The sequence below is a fragment of the Flocculibacter collagenilyticus genome, assembly GCF_016469335.1.
GTDB lineage: Bacteria > Pseudomonadota > Gammaproteobacteria > Enterobacterales > Alteromonadaceae > Flocculibacter > Flocculibacter collagenilyticus.
In genome coordinates this window covers 464,135-490,720 of sequence record NZ_CP059888.1, presented here as the reverse complement: position 1 = coordinate 490,720, position 26,586 = coordinate 464,135, and the positions used below count along the sequence as shown (strand labels likewise).

Here is a 26,586-nt window from a genome sequence, read left to right as displayed (position 1 = left end):
CAGTGTTAACCACAGGTATTAATTGAAGCCGTGATCATACGTTTCGCAAAAGGAATTGCAATGTTTAGTGATATTAAAAGCGCACTCAGCAACACGCTCTATAAAAAAGCACAACAAACTTTAAGCACATCATTTTCAAGCCGATGCTTTGTGTGTCAAATGCCATTGGATGAATGGAGCCATGTAAAAGGGCTTTGCCAATGTTGTTATAAAGACTTACCCAGCTACCATGAACGCACAGGCTGCTTATTAAATTACTACGATATAAGAGCAGGTTTGAATCGCCCAAATTGGCAACATCAGCTTGCGCTTGCGGAATATAAATGGCCTTTTAATCAACTGATATCTCAATTTAAATATCAAAACCATTACGCTAGTGGCACGTTACTGACCACTTTATTGAAAGAAAAGATCCAGCTTGAGTTACAGCAACAGCCCCACTTAAAACCAGATGTATTAATTCCTGTACCACTACACCCTATCAAATACCTCTGGCGAGGATTTAATCAAGCGCAGCTGATTAGTGAACAACTAAGTGCTTCATTAACAATAACGCAGGATGTCACTAGCCTAAAGCGAACACGTTTGCGCTTAGCACAAGCAGGTAAAACACGTATCGCCCGCCTTAAAAAGGACATAAATACATTTAAATTTACCCCGAAATGCGCCAACGCAAATTACCAGCATGTTGCGGTGATTGATGATGTAATCACAACAGGGGCTACCGCACAGCAAATCACCCGAGTGTTGCATCAAGCAGGCGTAAAAACCGTATCGATATGGACACTTGCAATTACGCCAGCCTAATACGCTAAATTACCTACTCTGCTTTGGTTGAATAAACCTTAGAGAAAAAGAGTGCGTTGCTAAAAATACGGCTCGTGCCGTACCAAAAGCCTCTGAAGTTAACATTATCAGTACTTGCAATCACTCTGCCTTTACCGTGGTTATGCGCAATCAAAGTTACACCTTTAGCAATTTGCTCTACATTTCTGGCAGCAGAGAATCCAGCAAGTAAAGGCTTCTCAGTATACTTAGCTACTGTCGTAAACGGTGCTTTAGCAGGCATTAGTAGCATGGTGCTATTTTTAAATACGGGTAATTCAGCATGGCTGTAACCAAATGCAAGCGGATGCGTCAAGTCTAATTCAGTTTTGTAAATGGCCCCTGCAATGCGTTGCTGCCCTTGCAGCGCTTCTCTTTCACCATAGGTTAGGTTAGCGGTTTCAAATCGGTCAGCCATCTCTTTCTTAGATAAATAGCTTGTTTTTAATAGCTTATTGTCAACTAACCACGCTGCACCTGATTTTTGGCCAAAAATGGTGCCGCCCTGCTTCACCCATGCCGTAATGTTTTCAATTGCCGACTTGGATAGCTGATCATAGTTTCCTTGTGCCATCACAATATGAGAGTAACGTGATAAATCAAGCTTTGCGATACGGTTTGCTTCAACAATAGTTGGAGCAATGGCTAAATATCTATCCATGTAGTACCACATTTCGCCAACTTCATATTGGCTTACACCTTTCCCGCCAATAATCAGTACCTTAGGCAGCGCTACTGGGTACATTGAGCGGCTACCCAAATCTGCACCTATTGGCGTTAAACCAGATTTTATCGGCAATAATGTTAATGCTGTTTGTTGTTCAATTTTGGTTAACTTTGCTCGCCAATCTGGCTGGGTTTGTACGCCTTTAGCAAATAAAATCGTGCCTCTGGCAAAACTGTGTTGCCCTTGTTGTGTAATCGCATTAAATGGCTCGCTCGATACTTTTGCAATGATGCCAGCCTGTAATGCCAAGCTTAAAAACTTTGGTGCAAGGTAGTCATCCCAAGGTAATCCATACGCATAGTAGTCAGATTGTTCATTCAACGTGGCACTTACGTTAGCTAATTTTGGCGTTTCAACTTGCCAAGCTTGCTCGCGTGTTTTTAAACCCCAGCTGCGTTTTACTGGTTTAAATTCAATGTTGTAAGCATACGGCAGTGTCCACGCCGACACGTCATAAAATGTATTATCCTGAAATTGTTTTTGTGTGCTAAAAATCGCTTTAATTAAGCGGTATTGGGGCTGTGCTAGTGGCACAAAATAACTATAGTCTTTGCCATAGTTTTGGTTATCTAAGGTCAGATCTTTTGTTAATTGGTAGGCTTCAATTTGATGGCGCTTCAGAGTTGTTAATAAGGCATTTAAGCGAAAACTGTCATGCTTTTCAGAAAGCAAATAACCGTTTAATGGGTCGTCAGAAGCTTGTTTGTCAACATTTGAGTAAAAATCTGCTTGATAATCCAGCAGTGGCTTTTTATTAATTAACGCGCCTTGAAAGGTTGAAAGTGACGCCGTTACTTGATTTTTAATTGCCTGCTCAAACGTAACCACGCCATTGATAGATTCTTGTATTTTCCCTCGACTACTGCCTTGCTCAAATAAAATACCTAATGAACCATTAATATCTGGATAAGTAGAGCCTTTTCCATAATAAAAGTCATCAAAACTTTCTTGAGTAAAATAAAGCTGACCTTGTTGATCAAAAGCTTGAGCATGAAATGCAGCTAATGATTTAGTTAATTCGGTATTTTTCACTGGCGTTAACGGGTGAGTACGTGTGGCGATGCCCGGCTGGAAAAAATAGGTGCTATCAGTTCCCATTTCATGAAAATCGGTTAACACATTGGGTTTCCATAAATGAAATTGCTCAATTCGAGCAATTGATTCAGGGTGCTGTAGTAATAGCCAGTCACGATTAAGGTCAAACCAAAAATGATTTGTTCGCCCCGTTGGCCAGTCTTGAATATGTTCACGGTGTGCCGGATCAGCACTCGCTACTGAACCTCGGTGCATGTTACTCCACATTGCGAAGCGGTCTAACCCATCGGGGTTTAAACTTGGATCCAATAACACCACGCTGTTGTTGAGTAATCGATTAACGTGCTCGCCTTGCGCCGCCGCTAAATAGTAAGCCACCGCTAATGCCGCATTGCTACCGCTCGACTCGTCACCATGAACGCTATAGCCCATCCATAACACCATAACATCTGATGCTTGCGCAGGTTGCCCCGTTGCGAGTTTTTCGATGTGTTGCTGCCTAATTGCTTCCAATTTTGGTTGCATATCAGCAGCAGAAAATTGCATTAACACCAAATCACGCAATTCATGTGTTTGACCAATTTTCTTAATGCTTACTCGGGAACTGGTATCGGCCAACGTTTGCATATAGCGTAATACTTGATCATGTCGTAAATAATGATCCCCTAGCTCAAACCCCAATACTTGTTCTGGCGTAGGAATTTTAGGATCATACTTTACTTTATCGGGTAAATAATCTTGTACAGGAGCAGCCATAACACTATTAGATAACGTTGTTAACCAACTACTTATTACCAATGCCAACACAAAGAAAACATAACCGCGCATAAAAAGCCTACTGATTTATTTGGAATTTAATTTTAGAACTGTTTAAGAGGGTGAGTTTTTCACTAACAACTGACCCTAGCTAATTATGACCTAGCTGATGAACTTTTTAAACACGATACTGGCACTTGCCTAAAACAAGGAGTATCATTAACAAATTCCCGAGTAATTTAGTCAGATATTATTTACGTTATGATTAATATTTCCGAAACTGCCCAAGCGCATTTTAAAAACCTTCTTTCTCAACAAGAAGAAGGTACCAACATTCGTGTTTTTGTTGTTAACCCTGGTACTCCGCAAGCTGAGTGTGGCGTATCTTACTGCCCTGCCGATGCTGTTGAAGAAACAGATCTAACGTTTAATTACAATGGATTTGATGCTGTTGTCGATGAAGAAAGCAGCCCGTTTCTAGCAGACGCTGAGATAGATTTCCAAACTGACCAAATGGGCTCTCAGCTCACGTTAAAAGCTCCTAACGCTAAAATGCGTAAAGTGGATGACAACGCGCCATTAATGGAGCGCGTGCAGTATGTGATTGAGTCTGAAATAAATCCGCAACTTGCTAACCATGGTGGTAATGTAAGAGTAACCGAAATTACTGACGATAAGATTGCTATTTTACAATTTGGTGGTGGTTGCAACGGTTGTAGTATGGTTGATGTAACACTTAAAGAAGGCATTGAAAAAGAATTACTTCAACGCTTTGAAAGTGAACTAAGTGGCGTGAAAGACGTAACTGAGCACCAAGCAGGTGAGCATTCTTACTATTAATTTACACACGCGCTAGATTAAATATAAAGGAGCGGTACGCTCCTTTTTTGTATCTGTTTGTTGATAATATACTGAGCATGAAAAATACCGCCGTTTTTATATTTTTATTAAAGCAACTAAACCGACTTGGACGTAACCCCAAAAAAAGCCTACGAATATTCTTAACTGGCTTAGCATTATTTTTAGTTGCGGTAGGCTTTATTGCATTAGGATATTATCAATCACACTGGTATCAGATTATTGGCTTAGTTATTTTAGGCTTCGCCATTATTGTGTGTGCGCTTGGCTATATCGGTATTTTGGCAAATCGTTTAGCAAAATTCTGGCAGCGTTAACAAAGATACGTTGACCTAATATTATTTAACTATGAGCTATTCAACTAGCTTATTATTAATCAGCATGCGATAACGCCATGCCAAGGTTACGCCACGCATCAGCATAAATGACGTCATCGCCAGCCATAAGCCGTGATTCCCCCACGATTGGCTCAACCACCATACCGCAAAAAATCCCAACAACATTGAAACAATCATGCTATTGCGCATGTCTTTGGCTCGTGTTAATCCAATAAATACTCCATCGAACAGAAAGCACCACACTGCCACCAGCGGCAGCCCTATTATCCATGCAAAATAAGCGTTTGCAGTTGTAATAATATGTGGCAAATCTGTCATTAGCCGGATGATATACACACCAAACACAGCAAAAAATACGCTAAACAATGCGCTTAACAGTACCGACCAAATTAAAGTGAGTTTAACGTTATGCTTAATCAAGGCCGTATTTCTTTCACCATAGGCTTTACCCACTAAGGCTTCTGCCGCGTAAGCAAATCCATCTAAGCCAAACGAAATAAGCATTAAAAAGTTGAGCAAAATCGCATTTGCCGCAACAATATTGTCGCCCATTCGGGCACCTGCAAACGTCATAAAAACAAAGCATATTTGCAAGCATAACGAACGAATTAAAATATCTCGATTTAATGACATAAACCGCGAATAGTTTTGCTGCATTGCCTGTTTAATATTAAACCGAGGAATAGCATAACCTGCTGCCAATAATACTTTTCTTACTAGGTATAATCCAAAACCAAGGCCAACATAATCTGCAATGAGTGACGCCGCGGCCACACCTTTCACATCCCAATTAAAACCGAATACAAACACAACATCCAACAGCATATTCAATAAATTAGTAACGATAAGCAGGATCATCGGGCCTTTTGCATTTTGCAGCCCAAGTAAAACGCCCATAATCACCAAGTTAAATGCAACAGCCGGGAAGCTCCAAATACGTACATCAAAATACTGCCCAGCATAATACGTTACTGACTCACTTGCCCCAGCCATGCTTAATGCAAACACTTTAATGGTTTGATGCAAAAGCAAAAATAGGATTGTAAGCACTACGATGATAATAATAGATTGCTGACAATGACGTTCAATATGCTGCCAATTTTTAGCACCGTGGGCTTGTGCAATTAAGCCGGTTGTGGCCATTCGCAAAAAGCCCATTAACCAGAAGATAAACGAAGTAATCATCGCGCCAACAGCAACACCCGCTAAATAATCTTCAGAATCTAAGTGCCCCATTACCGCAGTGTCTACTAATCCAAGCAAAGGCACGGTAATATTAGACACAATCATTGGTAGTGCAATTGCGAGGATTTTTTGATGTTCAGTCACGTTAAAACGAAGATATGCCATAGCGTATTTTTATTTAGCCTAATCGTTGGAGGGTTGTGGAGTAATTTTGCGAGTGCCGCAGTTATTTTACAATATCATCATGTTAGCGAAGACACACCTTTTTCTACATCGCTATCCCCCAAACAATTTGAATCACATTTAGCATTATTAAAAGCCAATAACTTTAATGTTGTGCCGTTGGCTAAGCTAATAACACAATTAAAGAATAAAGAAGTGATTGCGCCACGCACCGTTGTGATTACCTTTGATGATGGCTATCAAAATGTAGCAGATAATGCGGCGCCATTACTTAACGAGTATGGTTACGCCTATACTATTTTTGTTAATCCAGGGGCGATTGCACGCCAACACAATAGTACAATGAGTTGGGAAACCTTAAAGCAATTACAAACGCAGGGTGCCAGTATTGCAAACCACACTTTGCACCACGACTATTTAGTAGAGCGTCAACCAAACGAGTCTAAACAACAGTGGCTTGATAGATTAACCCATGACTTTACTCATGCAGAACAAATGATTGCTAAGCACACAGGGGATAATTTCCGTTACCTTGCTTACCCTTATGGCGAATTCAATAGTGAGATCCAGTCACTAGTGTCATCTTTAAATTTTATTGGTTTTGGCCAACATTCTGGTGCTGTAGGTATTCATAACGATTTAACCCGTATCCCCCGCTTTCCTGCATCTGGCCCTTACGCCGATACCAAAACACTACTTACTAAGCTAAATAGTTTGCCATTTACCTTTATTTCTAAGCAGTTTGCTGATCCCCTAACCTCATCCACAACACCATCGCTAACCTTAAAGCTGGATACACGGAATTTTAATAAAGCTCAGTTACAATGTTATGCCAGCCATGAAGGCAAAATTGAGGTGACATGGAAAGACGAATTCACGCTATCTACTCAAGCAACTAAGCCGTTACCTGAAGGGCGTTCGCGCTACAACTGCACCGCACCAGCAAAAGTGAATAACGATACTAAAGGTACTGGCCCTGCATTTTATTGGTTTTCACAACCTTGGGTATTCAATAAATCATCCGTTAATTAGGCGTTCATACCCGATTACGTTTTGCTTGATGCATAACGCATTAGGAGATCAGCAATATCCCCCAGTGGCGCTATTTTATCAGCGCCACCAATATCAATAGCCGCTTTGGGCATGCCCCACACCACTGAAGATTGCTCATCCTGCGCGATGGTAACAGCACCAGCACGTTTGATATTGACCAAGCCCTTTGCCCCGTCAGCCCCCATGCCAGTTAAAATCGCAGCGGTTACATTTCTCCCCGCATGCAACGCCACTGAATCAAACAAAACATCAACCGACGGGCGATGGCGATTAACCGGTTCAGTTTTTGTTAACACGCACTGATACCTTCCCACTGCCAGCTTTTTAATGATTAAATGATCATCACCCGGTGCGATATAAACATGCCCGGTTTCTAGCACCATGCCGTCTTCCGCTTCATGCACTGTCATGGCAGAGGCCGTATCTAACCGCTTTGCAAAAGAGGTACTAAACACGGGCGGTATATGCTGTGCAATCACAATAGGACAAAAATGAGCAGGCAAACGCACTACAACCTCTTTGATGGCTTCAGTACCACCTGTGGATGCACCAATGGCAACTATGTGCCCTGCTTTAAAGGTAAGTGCATTGGGATTAGCCACACTGACCGACGATTTAGCAGGCGGAGTTTTAGATTTTAGCGGTGTCAGCCTAGCACGTGCTGCCGCCCTTATTTTAATGTATAAATCTTCGGCATACTCAACTAACTTTTCAGTGACGTTTTGTTTAGGTTTAGCAACAAAGTCAACCGCGCCTAACGACAACGCTTGTAACGTTTGCGGTGCACCTGCTTCTGTTAAGGTTGAGATCATAATGACTGGCAAAGGGTGTAAACGCATTAGGTTTCGTAAGAAGCTTATGCCATCCATTTTCGGCATTTCAATATCAAGTGTGAGCACATCTGGTTGCAGGCGTTTAATTTTTTCACGTGCGTCGTAGGGGTCTTCAGCCGTCCCTATTACTCTAATATCAGGCGCAGCATTCAAGATCTCTGTTAATAACGAGCGAATTAATGGAGAGTCATCGATAACTAATACATTTATTTTTTTAGTCATAAGGCTGTACAAATTACCTAGCTGAAAACGAAGATGTTAATTTAAAATAGTTCAATATCGGCTGTTTGGGTTTGTTGAACAGTAATATTATTAAGATACTGGCTCTCACGGCGTTGAATGGTATCGTTATTCAATTCTTGCAGTTTTCTTATTTTTGCGCGGCCGCTATCTGGAAAAAACATTACTTTTCTTGGCCACGGCCCCCCTACATCATGCGCAATTAATGGTAAGTTTTCATTTTGTAAATACTCCATGGCAAACTGTATATTGCCCTCGCCCACATCGGTTAATGAACTCATTATTTTACCGCCACCAAAAATCTTAACTTTTAAGTTTTTTTTACTACCACCGTTCTTCAACACTTCGTTGATCAAAAACTCCATCGCCCAATTGCCATAACGGTGCAAGTAATCTGCATCTTGCCAAGTATCGTGATCACTCACCATTTCTTTTAGCGGCAACATAAAGTGATTCATGCCACCAACGCCCATCACAGAATCCCAAATACAGGCTGAGATACAAGAGCCAAGTACCGTGGTTAATACTTCTGCATGTTTAGTGACATAAATTTCACCCGGTAATAGCTTAGCAACAATGCATTTTCGCGTGGGATCCCAATACCGCTTAATATCCTCGAACCCGGGTAACGCTTTTTCTAAATTTGCTGGGCCACTATTCATCAATTCAGCAACTCCATGTAGCAGCGAGAATAAACCATCATGCTTGGCACACTTTGCGGTAAATGGTTTTACCTAACGGTTCAAATTCACTAATTGATTTCGACATCGTTTCAGAATGCCCCAAAATTAAGTATCCACCGTCCACCAACCGCTCTGCATAGCGCTTCATTAACTTGTCTTTTGTTGGTTGATCAAAATAAATCACAACATTTCGACAGAAAATCACATCAAATTTCTGACTCATCGGCCACGGGGTTAATAGATTCAACTGCTTAAAAAAAATACACTCTTTCAATTCTGCTTTGGCTTTAATCTGCTGGCTGCTTTTATCAAATAAAAAGTGCTTTCGACATAATGCTTTATCTTCTTCTTTAATGCCGTCGATGTCGTAAACGCCGTTAGACGCTTTTGCAAGTACATTGGTATCTAAGTCAGTGGCTAATATTTTAAAGTCCCATTGAGCGCCACTAAACTCACTAGCCACTTGCATCGCAATCGAGTAAGGCTCTTCACCTGTAGAGCAACCTGCTGACCAAATACGTACTCGGTGGTCGATACGGTGGCGTTTTTTAATTTCTGGGACTATCGTTTTTTTCAAAAACTCAAAGTGATGCCGCTCTCTGAAAAAAGAGGTTAGGTTGGTAGTGACAGAGTTCAAAAATTCTTCAAACTCTTGCTCTTTGTTGTTTTCAAGAAAGCTTAAGTAAGTCGCAAAATCGGTAAACTGATAATGCCTTATGCGCCTTGCAAGGCGAGAATACACCATTTCACGCTTATGCTCGCCAAGCACAATACCGCAAGCGTCGTACACCATGTCTCGTACTTTCACAAAGTCTTGCTCCCGCATTGGGAACTCTTTGTTACTTAACATCTTAAATCGCTACCGATATATTCATGACTCATCGCCTTAAAACTCTTCCCACTCTTCATCCGAATCAACAAAGCTGCCGTTCGAGCCACTTGAAAAACCTGACGAGGTACTACCAGAATCGAAACTAGAGGATGATGGTAAACGCGCCGCTGGTGCTTGTTGCATAGGTGCAGAACTAAAGCCCCCACCTCCGTTTTCAGATATAGCAAAAAAGCTTAATAGCTGGCTCATTGCTCTTGCTTGTTCAGCCATTGATTCGCCTGCTGCTGACGCTTCTTCAACTAAGGCCGCATTTTGTTGTGTCATTTCGTCCATTTGCGCAATGGCTTTATTGACTTCTAAAATGCCAGAACTTTGCTCTTGCGACGCCACGCTGATATCCGCAATCATTTTGCTAACTTTCTCTACTGCCTCAACAATTTCTTTTAACGTTTCTCCTGACTGATTGACCGCCATAGTGCCATCTTCTACTTTGGTCACACTGTCACGTATTAAGTCTTTAATTTCTTTGGCTGCCGCTGCTGAACGCTGTGCTAAGTTTCTCACTTCACCAGCTACAACTGCGAACCCGCGCCCTTGCTCCCCTGCTCTTGCTGCTTCTACTGCCGCATTCAACGCTAATAAGTTAGTTTGGAAAGCAATTTCGTCTATCACACCGATAATGTCGGCAATTTTGTTACTGGCTTCGTTAATCTCTGCCATGCCACTTACCGCACGTGCGACTATTTCGCCCCCTTGTTGTGCTCGATCTTTAGCATCACTTGCTAACTCGTTGGCTACTTTAGAATTTTCAGCATTTTGTTGCACGGTTGCGGTCATCTCTTCCATGCTTGATGCCGTTTCTTCTAATGAGGAAGCTTGCTCTTCGGTGCGTTGACTTAAGTCGGTATTGCCTTGAGCTATTTCATCTGCACCACTTGCTACCATAGTTGCAGAGCTGCTAATCCGCGCGATAACATCGGTAAGTTTGTCGGCGGTAGCATTGGCATCGCGTTTAAGCTTATCAAATACTCCTTCATAGTCGGCTTCAATACGTTTAGTTAAATTACCATGCGCTAAGGCATCAAACATTATCGCGGTTTCATCAATAACGCCTTGTGCTATACCGACCAGCTGATTCAACCCATTTGCCAATATACTAAAGAAACCTTCCTTACCCTCTTCATCAATTCTTGCGGTTAAATCGCCACTACCCGCCTGCGCTATTAAGTCTGCCACTTCTTTTTCTACCGCGACTTCCGACGTACGGTCTAACCACTCAACTACGGTACCAATACGATTACCTTCATTAGTGATTATTGGATTCGCGGTTAACTGGAAGGTACGCCCACCAATGCTAATTTCAGTTTGATACGCTTTAGTTAACTGGTTAAGCAGTGTACGCTGATGTGCAGGGTTTTTATGAAAAGTATCAATATTTTGATTTAGCAAATTATTTGCGCTGAAATTGGGTAGGTCTTTTCGCATATCTGCTTCAGCGTTTTGCATAAGATGTTGCAGAGCTTCATTAGTGTAAATGATATTGTATTGATCGTCTGCGATCATCGCCGATGTTGAGACATTATCTAGTGCTTGTCTCACTCGCATATTTTCGTCTGCAATACGCTTTTCTTCTATCGAACGCGCTAATTCCTCGGTAATTTCATCCCATTCGATGACTGTACCTAAGCGCTCATTTTCAGCAGAAAACACTGGCGTAACGGTAATATCAAAGGTTAACCCACTTATTTCCATTCTCGATTCTGCACTTTGCTTGAGCTCATTCAGTTTGACATGCTCTTGCGCTTTGTTGTCATAGAATATGGCCGCATCCATACCAATTAACTCTTGTGCGTTAAATTGAGGCACTTGCTGCCTGATCTTAGCTTCATTAGCCTGCATCATATTGATGAGTGCATCGTTATAATAAATAATTTCATGATCAGGATTAGCTAGCATGACATTAGTTTGGCATACGTCCAATGCTTGTTTAATGCGAGAGTTCACTTTATTTAACCGCTCGGACTCTTCAATTTGCTCTTTTAACCCAATACGCATTTGGTCAACAGACTCTAATGCTTTACCCAGTTCGTCAGCCGTTTTTATTTTCACTTCGGTATCAAAGTTGCCTTTTGAAATATCGGCAAAGGTTTCATTTAACATGTTTAACGATTCAATCGTTGTTTTAATCACATACACACTAAATGCGATAGCTAATACCATCAGCGTTACTGCAAAAATGGTCATAATTAATACGGTATTATTTAACTCTGCCGCACGCTCTTTTAGAATGTCGCGAAGTTGTGGTATGGCCAGCGAAGTTAATTCATATAAGGCATCAATCGCATTTGTACCCAAGCTATAATAATTTTGACTATTAATCTCTAGCAAATTCCCTTCCGCTAACAGCTGCGCTTTTTCTTGAAACGCAGACACCGCTCTGTTTACTTTTTCCTGTTGTGAAGATAACGCAGTACGTAGTGAGGGGTTTTCATCGTAGGCTGTTTTTAATCCAGCATTGATTGGTCCAATATCCAATCGAGACAGCATACTAGATAATGTTAAGCGGTTTTGAATAGAAATAGTGTCGTTAACAATGGCCGCAGAACCTTTCCCACGAAGCACCCCTAACAGTTCTGCTTGGGTGTGCGCCCGTATGGAAGTAATTTCCATTAGATAGTAAGTATCTAGATTAGGATCTAGAATAAGATTTGAATTATTAGCAATAACCATTAATAAATCGGCGGCGTCACCGACAAACTCAGTGTAACTCTCAAAGGCTTCCTCTTTGCTAAAATCGGTGCCTCGTGCGCTCAAGCTATTCCACTTTGAAATAAAACTATTCACCTCTGATGTTACATTTATCTCATCACCCGTTTCAGCGGTTAGTTGCCTAAGCTTGCTGATAGCATCGTTCGCACTTTTTTGCGCTCGTGTAAATCTACTCTTCGCATTTTCATCACCATTTAAGTAGATCAATAGCTGACCTCGCGAATCTTGCGCATACTCTATAATATCGTAGATTGGTCCTGTGTATTCAGCCCCCATGTATTCTTCAGTCGCAAATTTTGCTCGCGCTTTTAGACTGCTTGTTAATTCCCATAACAGGCCAGCGATAACGACCAAAAGAATAGTGACAACAAGGCCAATTTTCGTGCCAACAGAAAGTCTGTTAATCGGATTCTTAATATGTGATAACTGCCCGTGTTGCATAGTCGCTGCCTCCTTTAAGACGTGACATAACTTTTACACTGTTTGCTATGGCTTCATACTGCTTACCTACTACTAGCTGATTTCCAAATTTAATAGCTTAGTTAAGTTTAATAACGACACCATTTGCCCTTCAACATTAACCAATCCTTTTATGTATCTATGGTTAGCGTTGTCACCTGAGCTTGGTGCTTGGCTAATAGAAGCATCGTCGATGCTGTACACATCTGACACTGCATCGACTACGATACCCATAATTTTATTGTCGAGCTCAAATTCCACTTTAATCACCACCACCACCGTTAGCGCAGTGTATGGCTTAGTAGCTAGGCTAAATCGTGCTCGTAAATCAATTAATGGTACAATTGTGCCGCGTAAATTAATCACGCCTTTAACAAAGGCAGGGGCGTTCGGAATAACTGTGACCTCTTCCCAACCTCTGATTTCTTGCACACTTAAAATATCGACACCGTACTCTTCTTCTTCCATCATAAATGTGAGGTACTGCTGAACATTGTCATCAGCATTAATATCCGTATCGTTTATCTGATTATTAATGGTTTCTATGGTGTCACTCATCGTTATCCTTAAGCCTAAACCGCTTCATCAACAGGTCGCTCAAAGTCTAATCCTTGATGCCCTGGCTTTTTCAACCGTGCCAACTGTATAAGTCCTGCAATATCAACAATTAATGAAACTCTGCCATCACCTAAAATCGTGGCGCCTGAGATACCAGGAACTTTGCCATAATTTGCTTCTAGGCTTTTAATAACAACCTGTTGTTGCCCTAACAGGTCATCAACTAATAACCCGACCTTTTCATTATCGGCTTCAACAATCACTAACAAACCATCTTCTAATTTCTCTACAGCGCCGTCATGATGAAATAACTTATACAGTTTGATAATGGGAATGTATTCATCACGCAGTCTCAGCACTTCCAGCCCACCGCCTACTTTATTTACCTGTGATAAATCAACTTGTAGGGATTCGATAATGCTGATTAACGGAATGATGTATGTGTTAGTGCTCACTTTCACTAGCTGCCCGTCTAAAATGGCAAGGGTAAGTGGTAAACGTATAGTAAACGTTGAGCCTTTGTTGGCTTCTGACATCACCTCAATGGAGCCGTTTAAAGACTCAATATTACGACGTACTACATCCATCCCTACACCACGGCCTGAAATATCACTCACCTGATCAGCGGTAGAAAAGCCGGGCTGGAAAATAAGGAGATGAATTTCATCATCGGTTAGGTCATCACTTTGACTGATAAGGCCATTTTCAATCGCTTTACTTTTAATTTTTTCGGTATTCAGCCCTTTACCGTCGTCCTTAATCTCGATAACAATGTTACCGCCTTGATGAAAGGCATTCAGAATAACCGTTCCCGTTTCACCTTTTCCTACAGCAGCACGCTCTTCGGGTGTTTCTAATCCATGATCCAAAGAATTGCGCACTAAATGCACCATAGGATCAGAGATTTTTTCCATCACTGTTTTGTCTAGCTCGGTTTGCTCACCAATGAGCTTTAATTCCACCTTTTTACCTAGCTTATTGGCGGTATCTCTGACAACGCGTGGAAAGCGACTAAATACAAAACTTATCGGTAACATGCGTATTCGCATAACACTTTCTTGCAAGTCGCGGGTATTGTGCGCCAGCTGTGCTAGCCCTTCTTGCAACGTTAACTGCTTATGTTCGTCAAACTCACCTTCACCCACTTGCGATAACATCGCTTGCGTGATCACTAATTCGCCAACAATGTTAATCAGTGAGTCAACTTTGTCGATACCAACACGGATTGATGTGGACTCAGACGACTTCGACTCTTTTGGCTTTTTAGCCTTGCCGCCAGATGACGCTTTTGCTGGCGTTGCTTTTGCAGGAGGGCTTGAAGGTACATCACTGGTTTTCGCTTGTGCAGTTTGCACAGTCTTTGGTGCATCAGCCTCTGTCGTTGGTGACGGGGTAAGAGTAGACTCACTTTTTTGCGCTGCCGCGGCTTCTACGGGCTTATCTTCTTCATTGACCTCTGTATCTTCATCTTCAAATTCAGCAATAAGCTCTAATTTAATCTCCGCATCATCTTCTACCCATTCAAAGACCTCATTAATCTGCTCTTCAGTCACATCCCCCGTTAATGTTAATTTCCAACTCAACATACAGTCGTCAATTACATGCTCTTTTAATGGCAAAAGTTTTGAGGTATCAGCGGTAACACTTAATTCAGCTAAATCAGCTAATTCACGAAAAATAAAGAGTGGTTCATTGCCTGTTTTAAATAAATGAGGTTCAGGTATAAAACTAATTTCCCAGAATTTTGTAGTACGAACTTCCCCTTGTGGAGCGTCTTCATCTTGTTCATAGCTTTCATCAAAAAAGCCATAACCTAATTCTTCTTCATTCGTTTCTTTTTTATCTGGTTCGATTTCCGGCGGGGCTGATGGTGCAGCTTCATTCGCTGGTGCTGTCGCAGTACCAGGCTCTTCATCATTGAGCACCGCTTCTATTTTCTGTTGAACGTCCTGAGTGTTCGCCTCATCGACTTCTTGCTCATCTTGCAGCGCTGTTAATAAATCTCGAAGGCAGTCTACTGATTGCAGCAACAAGTCAATATGATATTGTGTTAACTCACGTTGTCCGTCACGTATTTGATCTAATAAAGTTTCTACACCGTGGGTAAACTCTGTGACAACATTAAACCCGAACGTCCCGCCGCCCCCTTTAATAGAGTGAGCTGCGCGAAAAATCGTGTTAATGGTTTCTGAGTCAACTTCACCGGGCGAAAGACTAAGTAACTCTGACTCCATAATATCTAAGCCTTCGAAACTTTCTTCAAAGAAAACTTGATAAAATTGACTTAGATCTATGCTCATTGTCTTTCCTAATCAGTGAAAAACTTCACACAATTTGGGCTAGTTAGGCTGAAAATCACGTAATCTTAATTCGCTAACTATTCACCATTAGCGAATCACTTTTGCGACTACTGCAAGTAATTGATCAGGATTAAAAGGTTTTACTATCCACCCAGTTGCCCCCGCCGCCTTACCTTCAGTTTTTTTATCGCCACCCGACTCTGTGGTTAACATTAAAATTGGAGTAAATTTAAACTGAGGTAGCTCTCTTAAGTGCTTTATCAGCGTAATGCCGTCCATGTTCGGCATATTCACATCAGAAATAATTGCATCAAATTCACTATTTTTCGCAATCTCTAGCGCTTCAACACCATCACTCGCTTGGGTCACGTCATAACCTGCTTTTTGCAAGGTAAAACCAACCATTTGACGCATTGAAGCTGAATCATCAACCGCTAAGACTCTTTTCATCAAGGTGATTCCTGTAATAAGTTAGTTTGACTACAGTTTAAGAAACTCTGCCACTCCTAACATTTTTGCCGCTGTAATAAGCGCATCACTTTGACCATGCCATTGAATGCTTTTACCACTTTTTACCAAATCGTTCTGTATCACACATAGCAGCTGTAAATTTGCCGTATCGCATTGCTGCACTTGCTTAGCGTCAAATTCAACTTGCTCGTTCTGGTTAAGCCATTCAGTCAAACTGGTATGTATTGACTCAATGTCATTTATAATCATTTGATTAGGTAAAACGTACATGAGACTTATTAGGAGTTTTTTGTTTATATCCAAGCTTAGATCGATAATCTAAAATTTCCATAAAATAGGAAAAATGATTTCATTTATTAGGGGGTTAGATTGGATATTATTACTACCTAAGTGAGGTATAAAAAATCCATCCAATAAAATTAAAGCTGCATAAAGGTAAATGAAGCAGGCCTCACAGCTGCAATGTAGCACACACAAAAGCTCGTTTGTTTGGATGCCTAAATCAACATAATGCGCTTGATGGAGTTATCATTGAATATTGACCGAATAATAATTGAATAATGAAATGAAAAGTATAATGCAGAGCAAACCACCGCTCTGCACTTAGTAAAGCTCAATAGTCATCGACTATATACTCAAAATCCTGCTTCAACAGCGTCGTATTAACCAGTGCCAGCTGCCCTAATTTAGATTCAGGTTTAAAAATTGCCTTTATCGTTTTATCAGGTGCAATTAATACAACCGAAGAGGCGTGATCAACCGCATAGTTTTCTTGGCTTGTGTCGTCTACCATGCTGTAAACCAAGCCTAAATTTCTTACAAACGGAAACAAGTCTTTGTGAGGGTTAGTTACCGCCATAAAGTCAGAATTGAAATAATCTACGTATTCTTTTAAACGTTCTGAAGTGTCTCGTTGTGGGTCAACTGATACAAACATAACCTGAACGGGTTCGTCAGCCAGTGGCAAAAGCTTAGGATATAAATTGGCTAACCGCGCTAGTGTGGCTGGGCACACATCAGGGCAGTATGTATAACCTAAAAAGATTAACGTCCACTTGCCAGCCAAGTTCGTCTTATTAACGGCTTGACCGTGTTGATCTGTTAACGAAAACTCAGCAAGCTGCCGCCCTTCTTCATACACTTTTGCAACCGATGTATAGCTGGCATTACCTGAATAGGTCATTACCGAAAATGCTACGCCAGCAACCATCGCCAGCGCGCCTATGCCAATTATTAATTTAGATTTCACAGATTTATTTTCCAAAAGTGATCAACAAATAACACGATAAACAACACCATTAAATGCCAAATAGAAAACTTAAACGTGTTAAATGCCGTAAATCGTTTCGCATTAAACTTAAGCTGCCAAGCATGCCATAAAAACATCATATTTAGCACAAAACTGCCTACCAAATAAATAACCCCAGTCATGCCAACTAAGAATGGTAACAAACACACTACAAGTAACAATAGTGTGTATAAGAAAATAGCGGTTTTCGTGAACTCAATACCATGAGTCACTGGCAACATGGGCATATTTACTTTGGCGTAGTCATCTTTGCGATGAATCGCCAGTGCCCAAAAATGCGGTGGCGTCCATGTAAATATAATCATTACAAGTAACAACGCATGCGGCTCTAATGCGCCCGTTACAGCTGTCCAACCTAGTAAAGGCGGCATTGCACCGGCTAGCCCGCCAATAACAATATTTTGCGGTGTCGCACGTTTTAAAAACATGGTGTACACCACCGCATAGCCAAATAAACTGGCTAAGGTTAACCATGCTGTTAACGGGTTTGCACCTAAATACAATACGGCGAAACCAATAACAGCTAAAGAAAACGCAAAGATTATAGCTTGCTTACTTTGCACTCGCCCTTGTGCCACAGGGCGATTGTGAGTACGCGCCATTTTGGCATCAATATTTTTATCCACTAAGTGATTAATAGCAGCGGCGGCAGCGGATAATAAGCCGATACCCGACATTGCAAAAATAATGGATAAAGCACTTGGTAATTCTGGCCGTGCTAATACCATGCCTATCAATGCGGTTAATACTAATAGCGCGACCACTTTTGGTTTTGTAATTTCTAAGTAGTCTTTAAAGGAAGCAGCTGAATGAATAGCTGACTTATTTGTAGCAATAACTTCTGACATGTGATCTCCTTATGCCTTACGCGACACCATGTAAATCAAGCTCACCACACTCATGAGCAAACAAGCAGCAACAAAGTTGTGTGCTACTGCAACACTAATAGGTAATTTGAATACAACATTACTGATCCCCAAACCGAATTGCAGCAATACAATTCCGCCCATAACCAATCCTAACCGCCTGATAATACTTGAAACTGACTTGCGCTGGATTTTAAACATTAGCCATAACAAGTACCCCACTGTAATAACGGCACCAATGCGATGAAGTACGTGAATGGTCATGCGCGCATCATAATTCATCACCCCAAACTCATAGTTAGTGTGATTGTCAGGTAACGTAAATGCCGACACGATATCTAAGCGAGATAACCAATCAGTTTCACAAACAGGCAGTGTGGTGCAGGTAACCGCTGCATAATTAGCCGCTGTCCACCCGCCTAAAGCAATTTGCGCAACGACTATGGCTAGTGCTAAATACAGCCATTTTAATAGTGATTTTGCATGTTTATCACCACCCGGAATACGTATTTGCTTTAGCCGTAAATAAAGCAAAAACAGTAACGAAATAACGGTAAATCCGCCTAGTAAATGCCCCATAACCACTACGGGCATTAAATTCATGGTCACTGTCCACATGCCAAGCGCAGCTTGAAATACAACCACTACTAGCAACATAAATGGATGACGCCACGGGCGATGCGGTGCACGTTTCATAAATGAAGCAAGAAAGATAAAGAGCACCAATAAACCTAGCGCTCCCGCAAAGTATCGGTGGATCATTTCATTCCAAGCTTTATGAGGTTCAACAGGACGTTCAGGGTAAGCCATATTGGCTTGAGAGACTTGCTGTTCCGTTTGCGGAACAGTTAGCTGACCATAGCAGCCGGGCCAATCAGGGCAACCTAGCCCTGCATCAGTTAAGCGCGTGTAAGCGCCTAGCATCACCACCACTGCTGCGAGTAAAATAGCGACTAAAACAAGTCGCCTCATAGATAATTTTGCCATTAACCAGTCCTTGAATATTTAAGCAATTTAGAAATATCGCTTAATATGTTTTTAGTTATTTTTATCATTTCAGGATGATTTTTAGTCAATGGATACCTTAACACGACTTTTCCGAATGGATCAGCCAAATAAAGGTAATTTTTATCTAAATAATTTGTATATGACGGCTCAAGTTCAGCCATATCAACAACTTGCTTATGCTGTAGCGGGGCAATAACTTTTTCTATCATGGCTCGGTTTTCTTGATTCGAATAATAAGGCGCAGCCAGTAACTTACCTTGCTTTTTACCCATTGCCAGAATACCTTGGCGCATTGCAGTTAACGCTTGTTTACATAATGCGTCACACTCCTCCGGCACTAAATAAACGATTTGCCATAAATCACCACGTTTAGCCGCTTTAACGCTGTATTCAGCAGGCATTAACTCGCCCTTATTGGTGGTACCTGCGTTAAACCAGCCAAACTGCAACACCGCAAAGGCAAGCACAAAAGGAATACTAAAGGTTGCGATAAAAATAAGTAACGTTTTATTGTTTTTCATAAGAAGGCCTTTTCCAACTGGCAAAAATAAAAATACATAAAGCTGCAACCGCTAGCGAAAACCACTGCACAGCGTAGGCATGATGCTTTTCCGGACGCATATTTATGATTTGATAATGGGGTTGATACGGTGTCTGCTTTCCATCCATTGCATATAACACCACAGGTAAAAGCGTGCGCTTACTTTGTTGCGCCATTTGTTCTATATCTATCGACTGAATCCGTTTCGGCCAACCAGCCTCTGCATTTAATGCAGCCAGTCGAAAGCTAGGCTCTGGATTAAATTTAATTACAGTATCAAGTTCGGTAATCGACTTAGGCAGAGAAATATGCGGTAAATGCTCTCTTGATTTTGAACCCGCTACCCAGCCAAGATTAATAATTGCAGTGTATGTTTCATTTTCTAATAACGTGACCACGTCGTAGCCCACTTTTCCTTGATGTACCACGTTATCTAATAACCAAACAGCATCATGATTAAGTTGTCCAGATAATAGTGCTGAGCCAGTTTTATAAGGGAAGACATTGATTTTTTTACTGATTTGCTCAAGTGACTGAAAGGGGCTATTTAATTGCGCTTGATGCGCATTCAGCATGTTTTGTTTTTGCTCAGCACGCTCAAGTTGCCATAATCCGAGCTTGCACAATGCACAAATAACAGCCAAAGTAATCATCAAGGCGAAGGATCTAAAATGAATGAAACGACTTAATACTTCCAATTTAACAACCTTATAAAGGGACAAATATGATTCTAAAAACGATTTTGGTGCTTTTGTTACTGCTCATATTATTTAACTTGTTTAGAGCATTATTTATTATGTTAAAAAGTGGTCCCAACCAACCAAACATGTCTAAGTTTTTAGGTCGCAGGGTGTTATTTTCTGTTTTAGTTATCGTTGTATTGTTGCTTGCTGTGGCTACCGGTGTTATTACACCCAACCCTCGGCCTTATTAAGCCAATGCAGTAATTGAAGTGCCTGTGTTTCCCCCTAGTATTCCTCCACTTCGGATGAGGAATACTAGGAAGAAAGCCCCCAGCTCGCGCTATAAGTCAGTCGACTTATAAAATATATACAAACACAAATAAACATAACCACACAACGTCAACAAAGTGCCAGTACCAACTGGTAGCTTGGAAGCCGAAGTGGTTTTGAGGTGTAAAGTGACCTTTTAACACCCTAAAAAAGATAACAATTAGCATTAACGTGCCCAGCGTCACATGCATGCCATGAAAGCCCGTTAATAAGAAAAAGGTATTACCATAAATGCCTGAATCTAAACGTAACCCCATTTCTTGATACGCGTGGACATACTCTTCTACTTGCAAGAATAAAAAGCCAATACCTAGCAAGATGGTAACGCCTAGCATAGTTTTAAGTTGGTTACGCTTATTCTCTTCTAAACCCACATGCGCAAAATGAATGGTGACAGAAGAAATTAATAAAATGATGGTGTTGTATAAAGGTAAACCTTGCCACCCCATTGCTTCAGTTTTTGTACCATCCGGTGTTTCAACCAATGGCCATACCGCATTAAATGAGTTCCACAGTAACTCGTGTGTCATTGCATTGTTACTGGCACCACCTAACCATGGCACTGAAAACATACGCGCGTAGAATAACGCACCAAAGAAGGCCATAAAAAACATAACCTCTGAAAAAATAAACCAACTCATTCCTTGTTTAAACGAACGATCCATTTGTGCGCTGTAAAGGCCACTCATCGACTCGTTAATGATGTTTCTAAACCAACCAAATAACATGTAAATAATGACGGCAATACCCGCCAATAAAATAAAGCCACCGTAACCATCTACTTCATTGGCGTGATCTCGTACAAACGCACCAGCCCCAATCGCAATTAAAAATAATCCCACTGCACCCACAATTGGCCATGGGCTTTGCTCGGGAACATAATATTTTTCGTATTCGTTTGACATGTTTACTTCCCTAAGTTTGCAAATAATTGTTCAGACTCATCTTTTTCCAAACTATCAGTAATATCGTATAAGGTATAAGACAGTGTGATGGTATGAATTGAGTCTGGTATGTCGGCGTCTATATAAAACTTAAGTGGCATTAGCGTCTCATCACCAGCCAATAAAGGCTGTTGAAAGAAACAAAAACACTCAATTTTATTAAAATAGCCCGCAGCAATGCCGGGCGAAACAGACGGAACTGCTTGCCCTACAATGTTTTTACTCGACAAATTATGTGCAAAAAAATCAACTTGTTTGATTTCACCGGGATGAACATCCACCTTATTAATTTTAGGTGAAAACTGCCAAGGTATACCCTGATGGTTTCTCGCAATAAATTGCACTTCTATTTGTCTTGATGTATTTAGCTTCGCATCAGCTGCATTAGCAGCAATAGTCGAAGTTTTCCCATTTAAACCAGTTATGTCACAAAACACGTCATACAAAGGGACTAAGGCAAAACCAAAGCCAAACATCCCAATCGTAATTAACACTAACTTTTTAACGAGCTTTGTATTTGCGTCTTGTGTCATAACCTACTCCTTACTTTATTTCAGGTGGTGTAGTGAAAGTATGATACGGTGCTGGCGATGCAACCTCCCACTCTAAACCTTCCGCACCTTCCCATGATTTAGCGGGTGACTGCTCGCCACCTTTAATGCACTTAAGCACCACAGCTAAGAAAATGAGCTGAGATAAGCCAAATGCAAAGCCGCCAATACTAATAATGGCATTGAAGTCGGCAAATTGAAGCGCGTAATCAGGTATGCGTCGCGGCATGCCAGCAAGCCCTACAAAGTGCATTGGGAAGAACAATACGTTTACTGAAATTAATGAACACCAGAAATGCCATTTAGCAAGTGACTCGTCGAACATATTTCCTGTCCACTTTGGTAGCCAATAATAGGCTCCCGCCATAATTGAGAATACCGCCCCTGTAACCAGCACGTAATGGAAGTGCGCCACCACAAAGTAGGTGTCATGATATTGGAAGTCTACCGGAGTAATTGCCAGCATTAGCCCTGATAATCCACCAATGGTAAACAACACTATGAAGGCCAAAGAAAATAGCATAGGCACTTCAAATGTCATTGCGCCGCGCCACATTGTTGCCACCCAGTTAAACACTTTTACACCTGTGGGTACCGATATCAGCATAGTGCAATACATAAAGAACAGCTCGCCAGCTAACGGCATCCCTGTTGTAAACATGTGGTGCGCCCACACGATAAAAGAGAGTAACGCAATGGATGACGTTGCATAAACCATGGATGCATACCCAAACAATTTCTTACGTGAAAAGGTTGGTACAATCGTCGAAATAATGCCAAATGCAGGCAAAATCATGATGTACACTTCAGGATGGCCAAAGAACCAGAAAATATGCTGGAACATTACCGGGTCGCCACCACCTGCGGCATCAAAGAAAGAAGTAGCAAAATACTTATCTGTTAACACCATTGTCACAGCGCCCGCCAGTACTGGCATAACGGCGATGAGTAAAAAAGCAGTAATTAACCATGTCCAAACGAACAGAGGCATTTTCATAAAGGTCATGCCCGGTGCACGCAAGTTAAATATAGTCACAATAACGTTAATTGCGCCCATAATGGATGAAATACCCATGATATGCACCGAAAAGACAAAAAATGCCGTTGAGTCATTACTATATGTAGTAGACAGAGGTGCATAGAAGGTCCAACCAAAGTTAGGGCCACCGCCTTCCATAAATAATGAAGATAACAAGATTAAAAAGGCAAACGGTAAAATCCAAAAGCTCCAGTTATTCATTCTTGGTAGTGCCATATCTGGCGCACCAATCATCATTGGGATCATCCAGTTTGCCAAACCAGTAAACGCAGGCATTACTGCTCCAAATACCATAATCAGGCCGTGTACTGTGGTCATTTGGTTAAAGAAGTCTGGCTCTACAACTTGTAAACCGGGTTGGAATAACTCAAGGCGGATCACCATCGCCATGGCGCCACCAATTAAAAACATAATAAATGAGAACCACAGGTACAGGGTTCCTATGTCTTTATGGTTAGTGGTATATAACCAACGTTTTATTCCTGTTGGTTTGTGGTGGTGGTCATCATGATCTTGATGCGCGTGTTCAGTTGCTACTGTCATGTCCTTACTCCTGTTGACCGCTTAATAGTTTATATACTTGCGCAGCTTGCACGCTGTCACCCATATCATTACCCCACGCGTTACGTTGGTAAGTAATTACTCCCGCTAACTCTTTTAAACTTAGCTGCTTACCAAATGCTTGCATTGCGGTTCCACCCTTACCATTTACAACAATGTCAATGTGCGCATCTAATTCGCCTGTAGCAATTGGGCTATTTTTAATACCTGGAAAGACTCCTGGTATACCTTGCCCATTAGGTTGGTGACATGCCGCACAGCTGGTGTTATATACTTTTTCACCCACTGCCATTAACTCATCCTGAGACATATTCATCGCCAATAATTTTTGTTCTTCTTCTTTGGCTTTTTGTTGCACTAATTTAGTTTCGTTGAGCCACTTCTCATATTCAGCAGGGGCTTTTGCAATAACGACAACTGGCATGAAGCCATGATCTTTTCCGCATAACTCAGCACATTGACCACGATAAATCCCTGGTTCATTTACCTCGGTCCACGCTTCATTAATAAACCCGGGATTTGCGTCTTTTTTCACCGCAAAGTCTGGCACCCACCAGCTATGAATAACGTCATCAGAAGTAATTAAAAAACGCACTTTTTTATTGGTAGGAATAACAAGGGGGCGGTCAACTTCAAGCAAGTAGTTTTTGCCTTTTTGCCGTTTGTTTGCAATCTCACTTTTAGGAGTAGCCATTAAGCTATAAAACTCAACACCACTATCTAAATACTTGTAGTGCCATTTCCATTGCGAGCCAGTAACCTGAATGCTGACATCAGCTTTGCTGGTATCTTCCATCGCCATTAATGTAAGTGTTGCCGGAATAGCCATACCTACCAAAATAAAAAATGGAATTGCTGTCCATACAATTTCAACTTTTGTATTTTCATGGAATTGTGCAGGCACTGCACCTTTAGATTTACGATGGTGGTAAATAGACCAAAACATCACACCAAACACGGCAAGACCAATTACACAACAAATCCAAAAAATGGTCATGTGTAATCCGTATACTTGTTCACTAATTGCGGTCACACCTTTAGTCATATTTAAAGGTAACTCTTCCGCAGTAACGTTACCTGCCAAGAACGCAAGCATGATCCACCAGCGACGACAACTCAATATGGTCACGTGACTTCTCCTCTGTCTTTTGCTAAAGCAAAAAGCAGATCGAAATGCACTGTACTACTTAACCTGTGCGACGATTCCGCTCAATTATTATTGTTATATTTCGAACAGCTCGCACTTGCTAACACCTCAGAGGCAGCAATTAAGAAGTAATTTAAATAAAAAAGAACACCATATTTGTAAACATCTCACAGTACTAACGGTGCTATTTTTATTATTTCCCGTTCTCCACGTAATGGTTTGACTTAGCGCACGCCTCAACCATCTCGTTTGCTGATTATGACTCTAAGATTTTAGATTAGTATTTTCGAAATACTTATTATTATCTTTATGTTACGTATCGATTAAACTAAGTCTCTTGATAGTTTTTTAATCGAATTGTGTATTAGAATTAAACAAATCAGACAAATAATCTACAGTTATTTGAAAAAAATTATAAAAATTTTGTGCATATCATGAGCAAACTAAGAAAGGACGTACGATGCAGGTTTAAATAAATTTTTCACTTACGACAATTTTACCACTAGCTAGCGCAAGCCTAATTTATGAAAAGGTGTGGGTAGTATAAAAATGAAAAATAGCCAACTGCATTTAGCTAGCTATTTTAATGTTGGACATTTTTTAATAGAAAATAAATCGTTAGAGAAGCTTAAAACCAGTCTGCATTTCGAATAACGCCAACAGCTAGTCCTTCAATTGCAAACGGTTGATAAGTTAAGTCTACAACAATGGTATCAAACTCATCGTTTTCAGCGTGAAGCAGCACTTTGTCGCCTTTCTTTTCAAGACGCTTAACCGTTACATCGTCTTCTACTCTTGCAACGACCACTTGCCCGTTTTCGGCCACTTCCGCTTTTTTAACCGCAAGTAAATCGCCATCCATGATACCTATGTCTTTCATACTCATACCATTAACACGTAGTAAGTAATCAGCGTTAGGCTTAAATAAATGAGGATCAACCTTATAATGCGCTTCAACATGTTCTTGCGCTAAAATAGGTGAACCCGCTGCCACTTGACCAATTAGCGGTAACCCTTCTTCTTCAAATGTATCATCTTCAACAAGGCGGATACCGCGTGATGTTCCCGGAATAATCTCAATAAAGCCTTTTTTTGCTAACGCTTTTAAATGCTCTTCCGCAGCGTTAGCGGATTTAAACCCTAGCGTTTTCGCAATTTCTGCTCGTGTTGGCGGCATGCCTGTAGCATGAATTTTATCTTTAATAAGCTGCAGTATTTCCGACTGCCTCGGCGTTAATGGGCGCATACGCTGTTATTCCATACAGTACATTGATACTGTGAGTATATACAGTTAATGATAGATGGCAAAGAGTTTATTACATTGATGCGTAATTATCTTTTCTTCGAAGTTATTCATCTTCAGGGGGATCACCCTCATCTTCTTTTTCGCAGCTCTTGTTTAGGGCGTGTTGACCTTTTTAAATACAGGAGGGGGAATAGAAAAAATTGATATAAGTGGAAAAATAGTAAGTAGTAGAAATGCGCCTTTTGGCATGCGCTTA

At 41.1% G+C, this 26,586-nt stretch carries 25 protein-coding genes; 5 read left to right on the top strand and 20 right to left on the bottom strand.

Annotation, left to right across the window (positions count from 1 at the left end; all coding sequences use genetic code 11):
- Positions 1–60: 60 nt before the first annotated feature.
- Complete coding sequence (locus HUU81_RS02195; RefSeq protein WP_199610646.1) at positions 61–807, top strand: ComF family protein; 747 nt, start codon at positions 61–63, stop codon at positions 805–807.
- Positions 808–820: 13 nt separating this feature from the next.
- On the opposite strand, the gene HUU81_RS02190 is transcribed toward HUU81_RS02195, so the two are convergent.
- Positions 821–3,415: a M14 family zinc carboxypeptidase gene (locus tag HUU81_RS02190; protein WP_199610645.1), complete on the bottom strand. Its 2,595-nt coding sequence runs from the start codon at positions 3,413–3,415 to the stop codon at positions 821–823.
- Positions 3,416–3,604: 189 nt separating this feature from the next.
- Between HUU81_RS02190 and nfuA the strand changes: the two genes are divergently transcribed.
- Positions 3,605–4,183 carry a Fe-S biogenesis protein NfuA gene (gene nfuA / locus HUU81_RS02185; RefSeq protein WP_199610644.1) on the top strand — a complete coding sequence of 193 codons (579 nt, stop codon included), beginning with the start codon at positions 3,605–3,607 and terminating at the stop codon, positions 4,181–4,183.
- A gap of 77 nt (positions 4,184–4,260) precedes the next feature.
- Entirely contained in the window at positions 4,261–4,518 is a 258-nt protein-coding gene (locus tag HUU81_RS02180) for a hypothetical protein (RefSeq protein WP_199610643.1), read from the top strand.
- A 36-nt stretch (positions 4,519–4,554) separates the two neighbouring features.
- Here HUU81_RS02180 and dinF read toward each other — a convergent pair whose 3' ends face one another.
- Positions 4,555–5,889 (bottom strand): MATE family efflux transporter DinF, encoded by a 1,335-nt coding sequence (gene dinF / locus HUU81_RS02175; RefSeq protein ID WP_199610642.1) that lies wholly within the window; start codon positions 5,887–5,889, stop codon positions 4,555–4,557.
- On the opposite strand from dinF, the gene HUU81_RS02170 reads away from it, so the two are divergent.
- Positions 5,857–6,939 (top strand): polysaccharide deacetylase family protein, encoded by a 1,083-nt coding sequence (locus HUU81_RS02170; RefSeq protein WP_199610641.1) that lies wholly within the window; start codon positions 5,857–5,859, stop codon positions 6,937–6,939. The two genes, dinF and HUU81_RS02170, sit on opposite strands and share 33 nt — an antisense overlap.
- A gap of 14 nt (positions 6,940–6,953) precedes the next feature.
- Here the strand turns inward: HUU81_RS02170 and HUU81_RS02165 are convergent, their stop codons facing one another.
- The 13 genes from HUU81_RS02165 to HUU81_RS02105 all read right to left on the bottom strand — a co-directional run bounded on the left by HUU81_RS02165 (position 6,954) and on the right by HUU81_RS02105 (position 20,527).
- The gene (locus HUU81_RS02165) at positions 6,954–8,015 is read right to left on the bottom strand and encodes a protein-glutamate methylesterase/protein-glutamine glutaminase (protein WP_199610640.1); all 1,062 of its coding nucleotides are present in this window, start codon (positions 8,013–8,015) and stop codon (positions 6,954–6,956) included.
- A 41-nt stretch (positions 8,016–8,056) separates the two neighbouring features.
- The gene (cheD, locus tag HUU81_RS02160) at positions 8,057–8,695 is read right to left on the bottom strand and encodes a chemoreceptor glutamine deamidase CheD (protein WP_199610639.1); all 639 of its coding nucleotides are present in this window, start codon (positions 8,693–8,695) and stop codon (positions 8,057–8,059) included.
- A gap of 37 nt (positions 8,696–8,732) precedes the next feature.
- Positions 8,733–9,566 carry a CheR family methyltransferase gene (locus tag HUU81_RS02155; RefSeq protein WP_199610638.1) on the bottom strand — a complete coding sequence of 278 codons (834 nt, stop codon included), beginning with the start codon at positions 9,564–9,566 and terminating at the stop codon, positions 8,733–8,735.
- A gap of 36 nt (positions 9,567–9,602) precedes the next feature.
- A complete protein-coding gene (locus HUU81_RS02150) occupies positions 9,603–11,768 on the bottom strand; it encodes a methyl-accepting chemotaxis protein (protein ID WP_407644843.1) in 2,166 nt (721 codons plus the stop codon).
- Positions 11,769–12,830: 1,062 nt separating this feature from the next.
- Positions 12,831–13,334, bottom strand: a complete 504-nt coding sequence (locus HUU81_RS02145; RefSeq protein ID WP_199610637.1) for a chemotaxis protein CheW — start codon at positions 13,332–13,334, stop codon at positions 12,831–12,833.
- Between the two features lie 14 nt (positions 13,335–13,348).
- A complete protein-coding gene (locus HUU81_RS02140; protein WP_199610636.1) occupies positions 13,349–15,634 on the bottom strand; it encodes a chemotaxis protein CheA in 2,286 nt (761 codons plus the stop codon).
- 87 nt (positions 15,635–15,721) lie between these two features.
- Positions 15,722–16,084, bottom strand: a complete 363-nt coding sequence (locus HUU81_RS02135; protein ID WP_199610635.1) for a response regulator — start codon at positions 16,082–16,084, stop codon at positions 15,722–15,724.
- A 30-nt stretch (positions 16,085–16,114) separates the two neighbouring features.
- On the bottom strand, positions 16,115–16,375 hold the full coding sequence (locus HUU81_RS02130) for an STAS domain-containing protein (protein WP_199610634.1): 261 nt from the start codon (positions 16,373–16,375) through the stop codon (positions 16,115–16,117).
- A 343-nt stretch (positions 16,376–16,718) separates the two neighbouring features.
- Positions 16,719–17,354, bottom strand: coding sequence for an SCO family protein (locus HUU81_RS02125; protein WP_199610633.1), 636 nt, complete (start codon positions 17,352–17,354; stop codon positions 16,719–16,721).
- Positions 17,351–18,262 (bottom strand): heme o synthase, encoded by a 912-nt coding sequence (cyoE, locus tag HUU81_RS02120; RefSeq protein ID WP_199610632.1) that lies wholly within the window; start codon positions 18,260–18,262, stop codon positions 17,351–17,353. The genes HUU81_RS02125 and cyoE overlap by 4 nt, the downstream gene beginning before the upstream one ends.
- Before the next feature lie 9 nt (positions 18,263–18,271).
- Complete coding sequence (locus HUU81_RS02115; RefSeq protein WP_199611935.1) at positions 18,272–19,252, bottom strand: COX15/CtaA family protein; 981 nt, start codon at positions 19,250–19,252, stop codon at positions 18,272–18,274.
- A 14-nt stretch (positions 19,253–19,266) separates the two neighbouring features.
- Positions 19,267–19,809 carry a hypothetical protein gene (locus HUU81_RS02110; protein ID WP_199610631.1) on the bottom strand — a complete coding sequence of 181 codons (543 nt, stop codon included), beginning with the start codon at positions 19,807–19,809 and terminating at the stop codon, positions 19,267–19,269.
- The gene (locus tag HUU81_RS02105; protein ID WP_199610630.1) at positions 19,796–20,527 is read right to left on the bottom strand and encodes an SURF1 family protein; all 732 of its coding nucleotides are present in this window, start codon (positions 20,525–20,527) and stop codon (positions 19,796–19,798) included. The genes HUU81_RS02110 and HUU81_RS02105 overlap by 14 nt, the downstream gene beginning before the upstream one ends.
- Positions 20,528–20,553: 26 nt before the next feature.
- Here HUU81_RS02105 and HUU81_RS02100 point away from each other — a divergent pair, with 26 nt between their 5' ends.
- Positions 20,554–20,763 carry a DUF2909 family protein gene (locus tag HUU81_RS02100; protein ID WP_199610629.1) on the top strand — a complete coding sequence of 70 codons (210 nt, stop codon included), beginning with the start codon at positions 20,554–20,556 and terminating at the stop codon, positions 20,761–20,763.
- A 105-nt stretch (positions 20,764–20,868) separates the two neighbouring features.
- On the opposite strand, the gene HUU81_RS02095 is transcribed toward HUU81_RS02100, so the two are convergent.
- The 5 genes from HUU81_RS02095 to lexA all read right to left on the bottom strand — a co-directional run bounded on the left by HUU81_RS02095 (position 20,869) and on the right by lexA (position 26,330).
- Positions 20,869–21,747 carry a cytochrome c oxidase subunit 3 gene (locus HUU81_RS02095; protein WP_199610628.1) on the bottom strand — a complete coding sequence of 293 codons (879 nt, stop codon included), beginning with the start codon at positions 21,745–21,747 and terminating at the stop codon, positions 20,869–20,871.
- Positions 21,748–21,749: 2 nt separating this feature from the next.
- Positions 21,750–22,319: a cytochrome c oxidase assembly protein gene (locus tag HUU81_RS02090; protein WP_199610627.1), complete on the bottom strand. Its 570-nt coding sequence runs from the start codon at positions 22,317–22,319 to the stop codon at positions 21,750–21,752.
- 10 nt (positions 22,320–22,329) lie between these two features.
- On the bottom strand, positions 22,330–23,919 hold the full coding sequence (ctaD, locus tag HUU81_RS02085; RefSeq protein WP_199610626.1) for a cytochrome c oxidase subunit I: 1,590 nt from the start codon (positions 23,917–23,919) through the stop codon (positions 22,330–22,332).
- Between the two features lie 4 nt (positions 23,920–23,923).
- Positions 23,924–25,033, bottom strand: a complete 1,110-nt coding sequence (gene coxB, locus HUU81_RS02080) for a cytochrome c oxidase subunit II (protein WP_199611934.1) — start codon at positions 25,031–25,033, stop codon at positions 23,924–23,926.
- A gap of 679 nt (positions 25,034–25,712) precedes the next feature.
- The gene (lexA, locus tag HUU81_RS02075) at positions 25,713–26,330 is read right to left on the bottom strand and encodes a transcriptional repressor LexA (RefSeq protein ID WP_199610625.1); all 618 of its coding nucleotides are present in this window, start codon (positions 26,328–26,330) and stop codon (positions 25,713–25,715) included.
- Between the last annotated feature and the right edge of the window lie 256 nt (positions 26,331–26,586).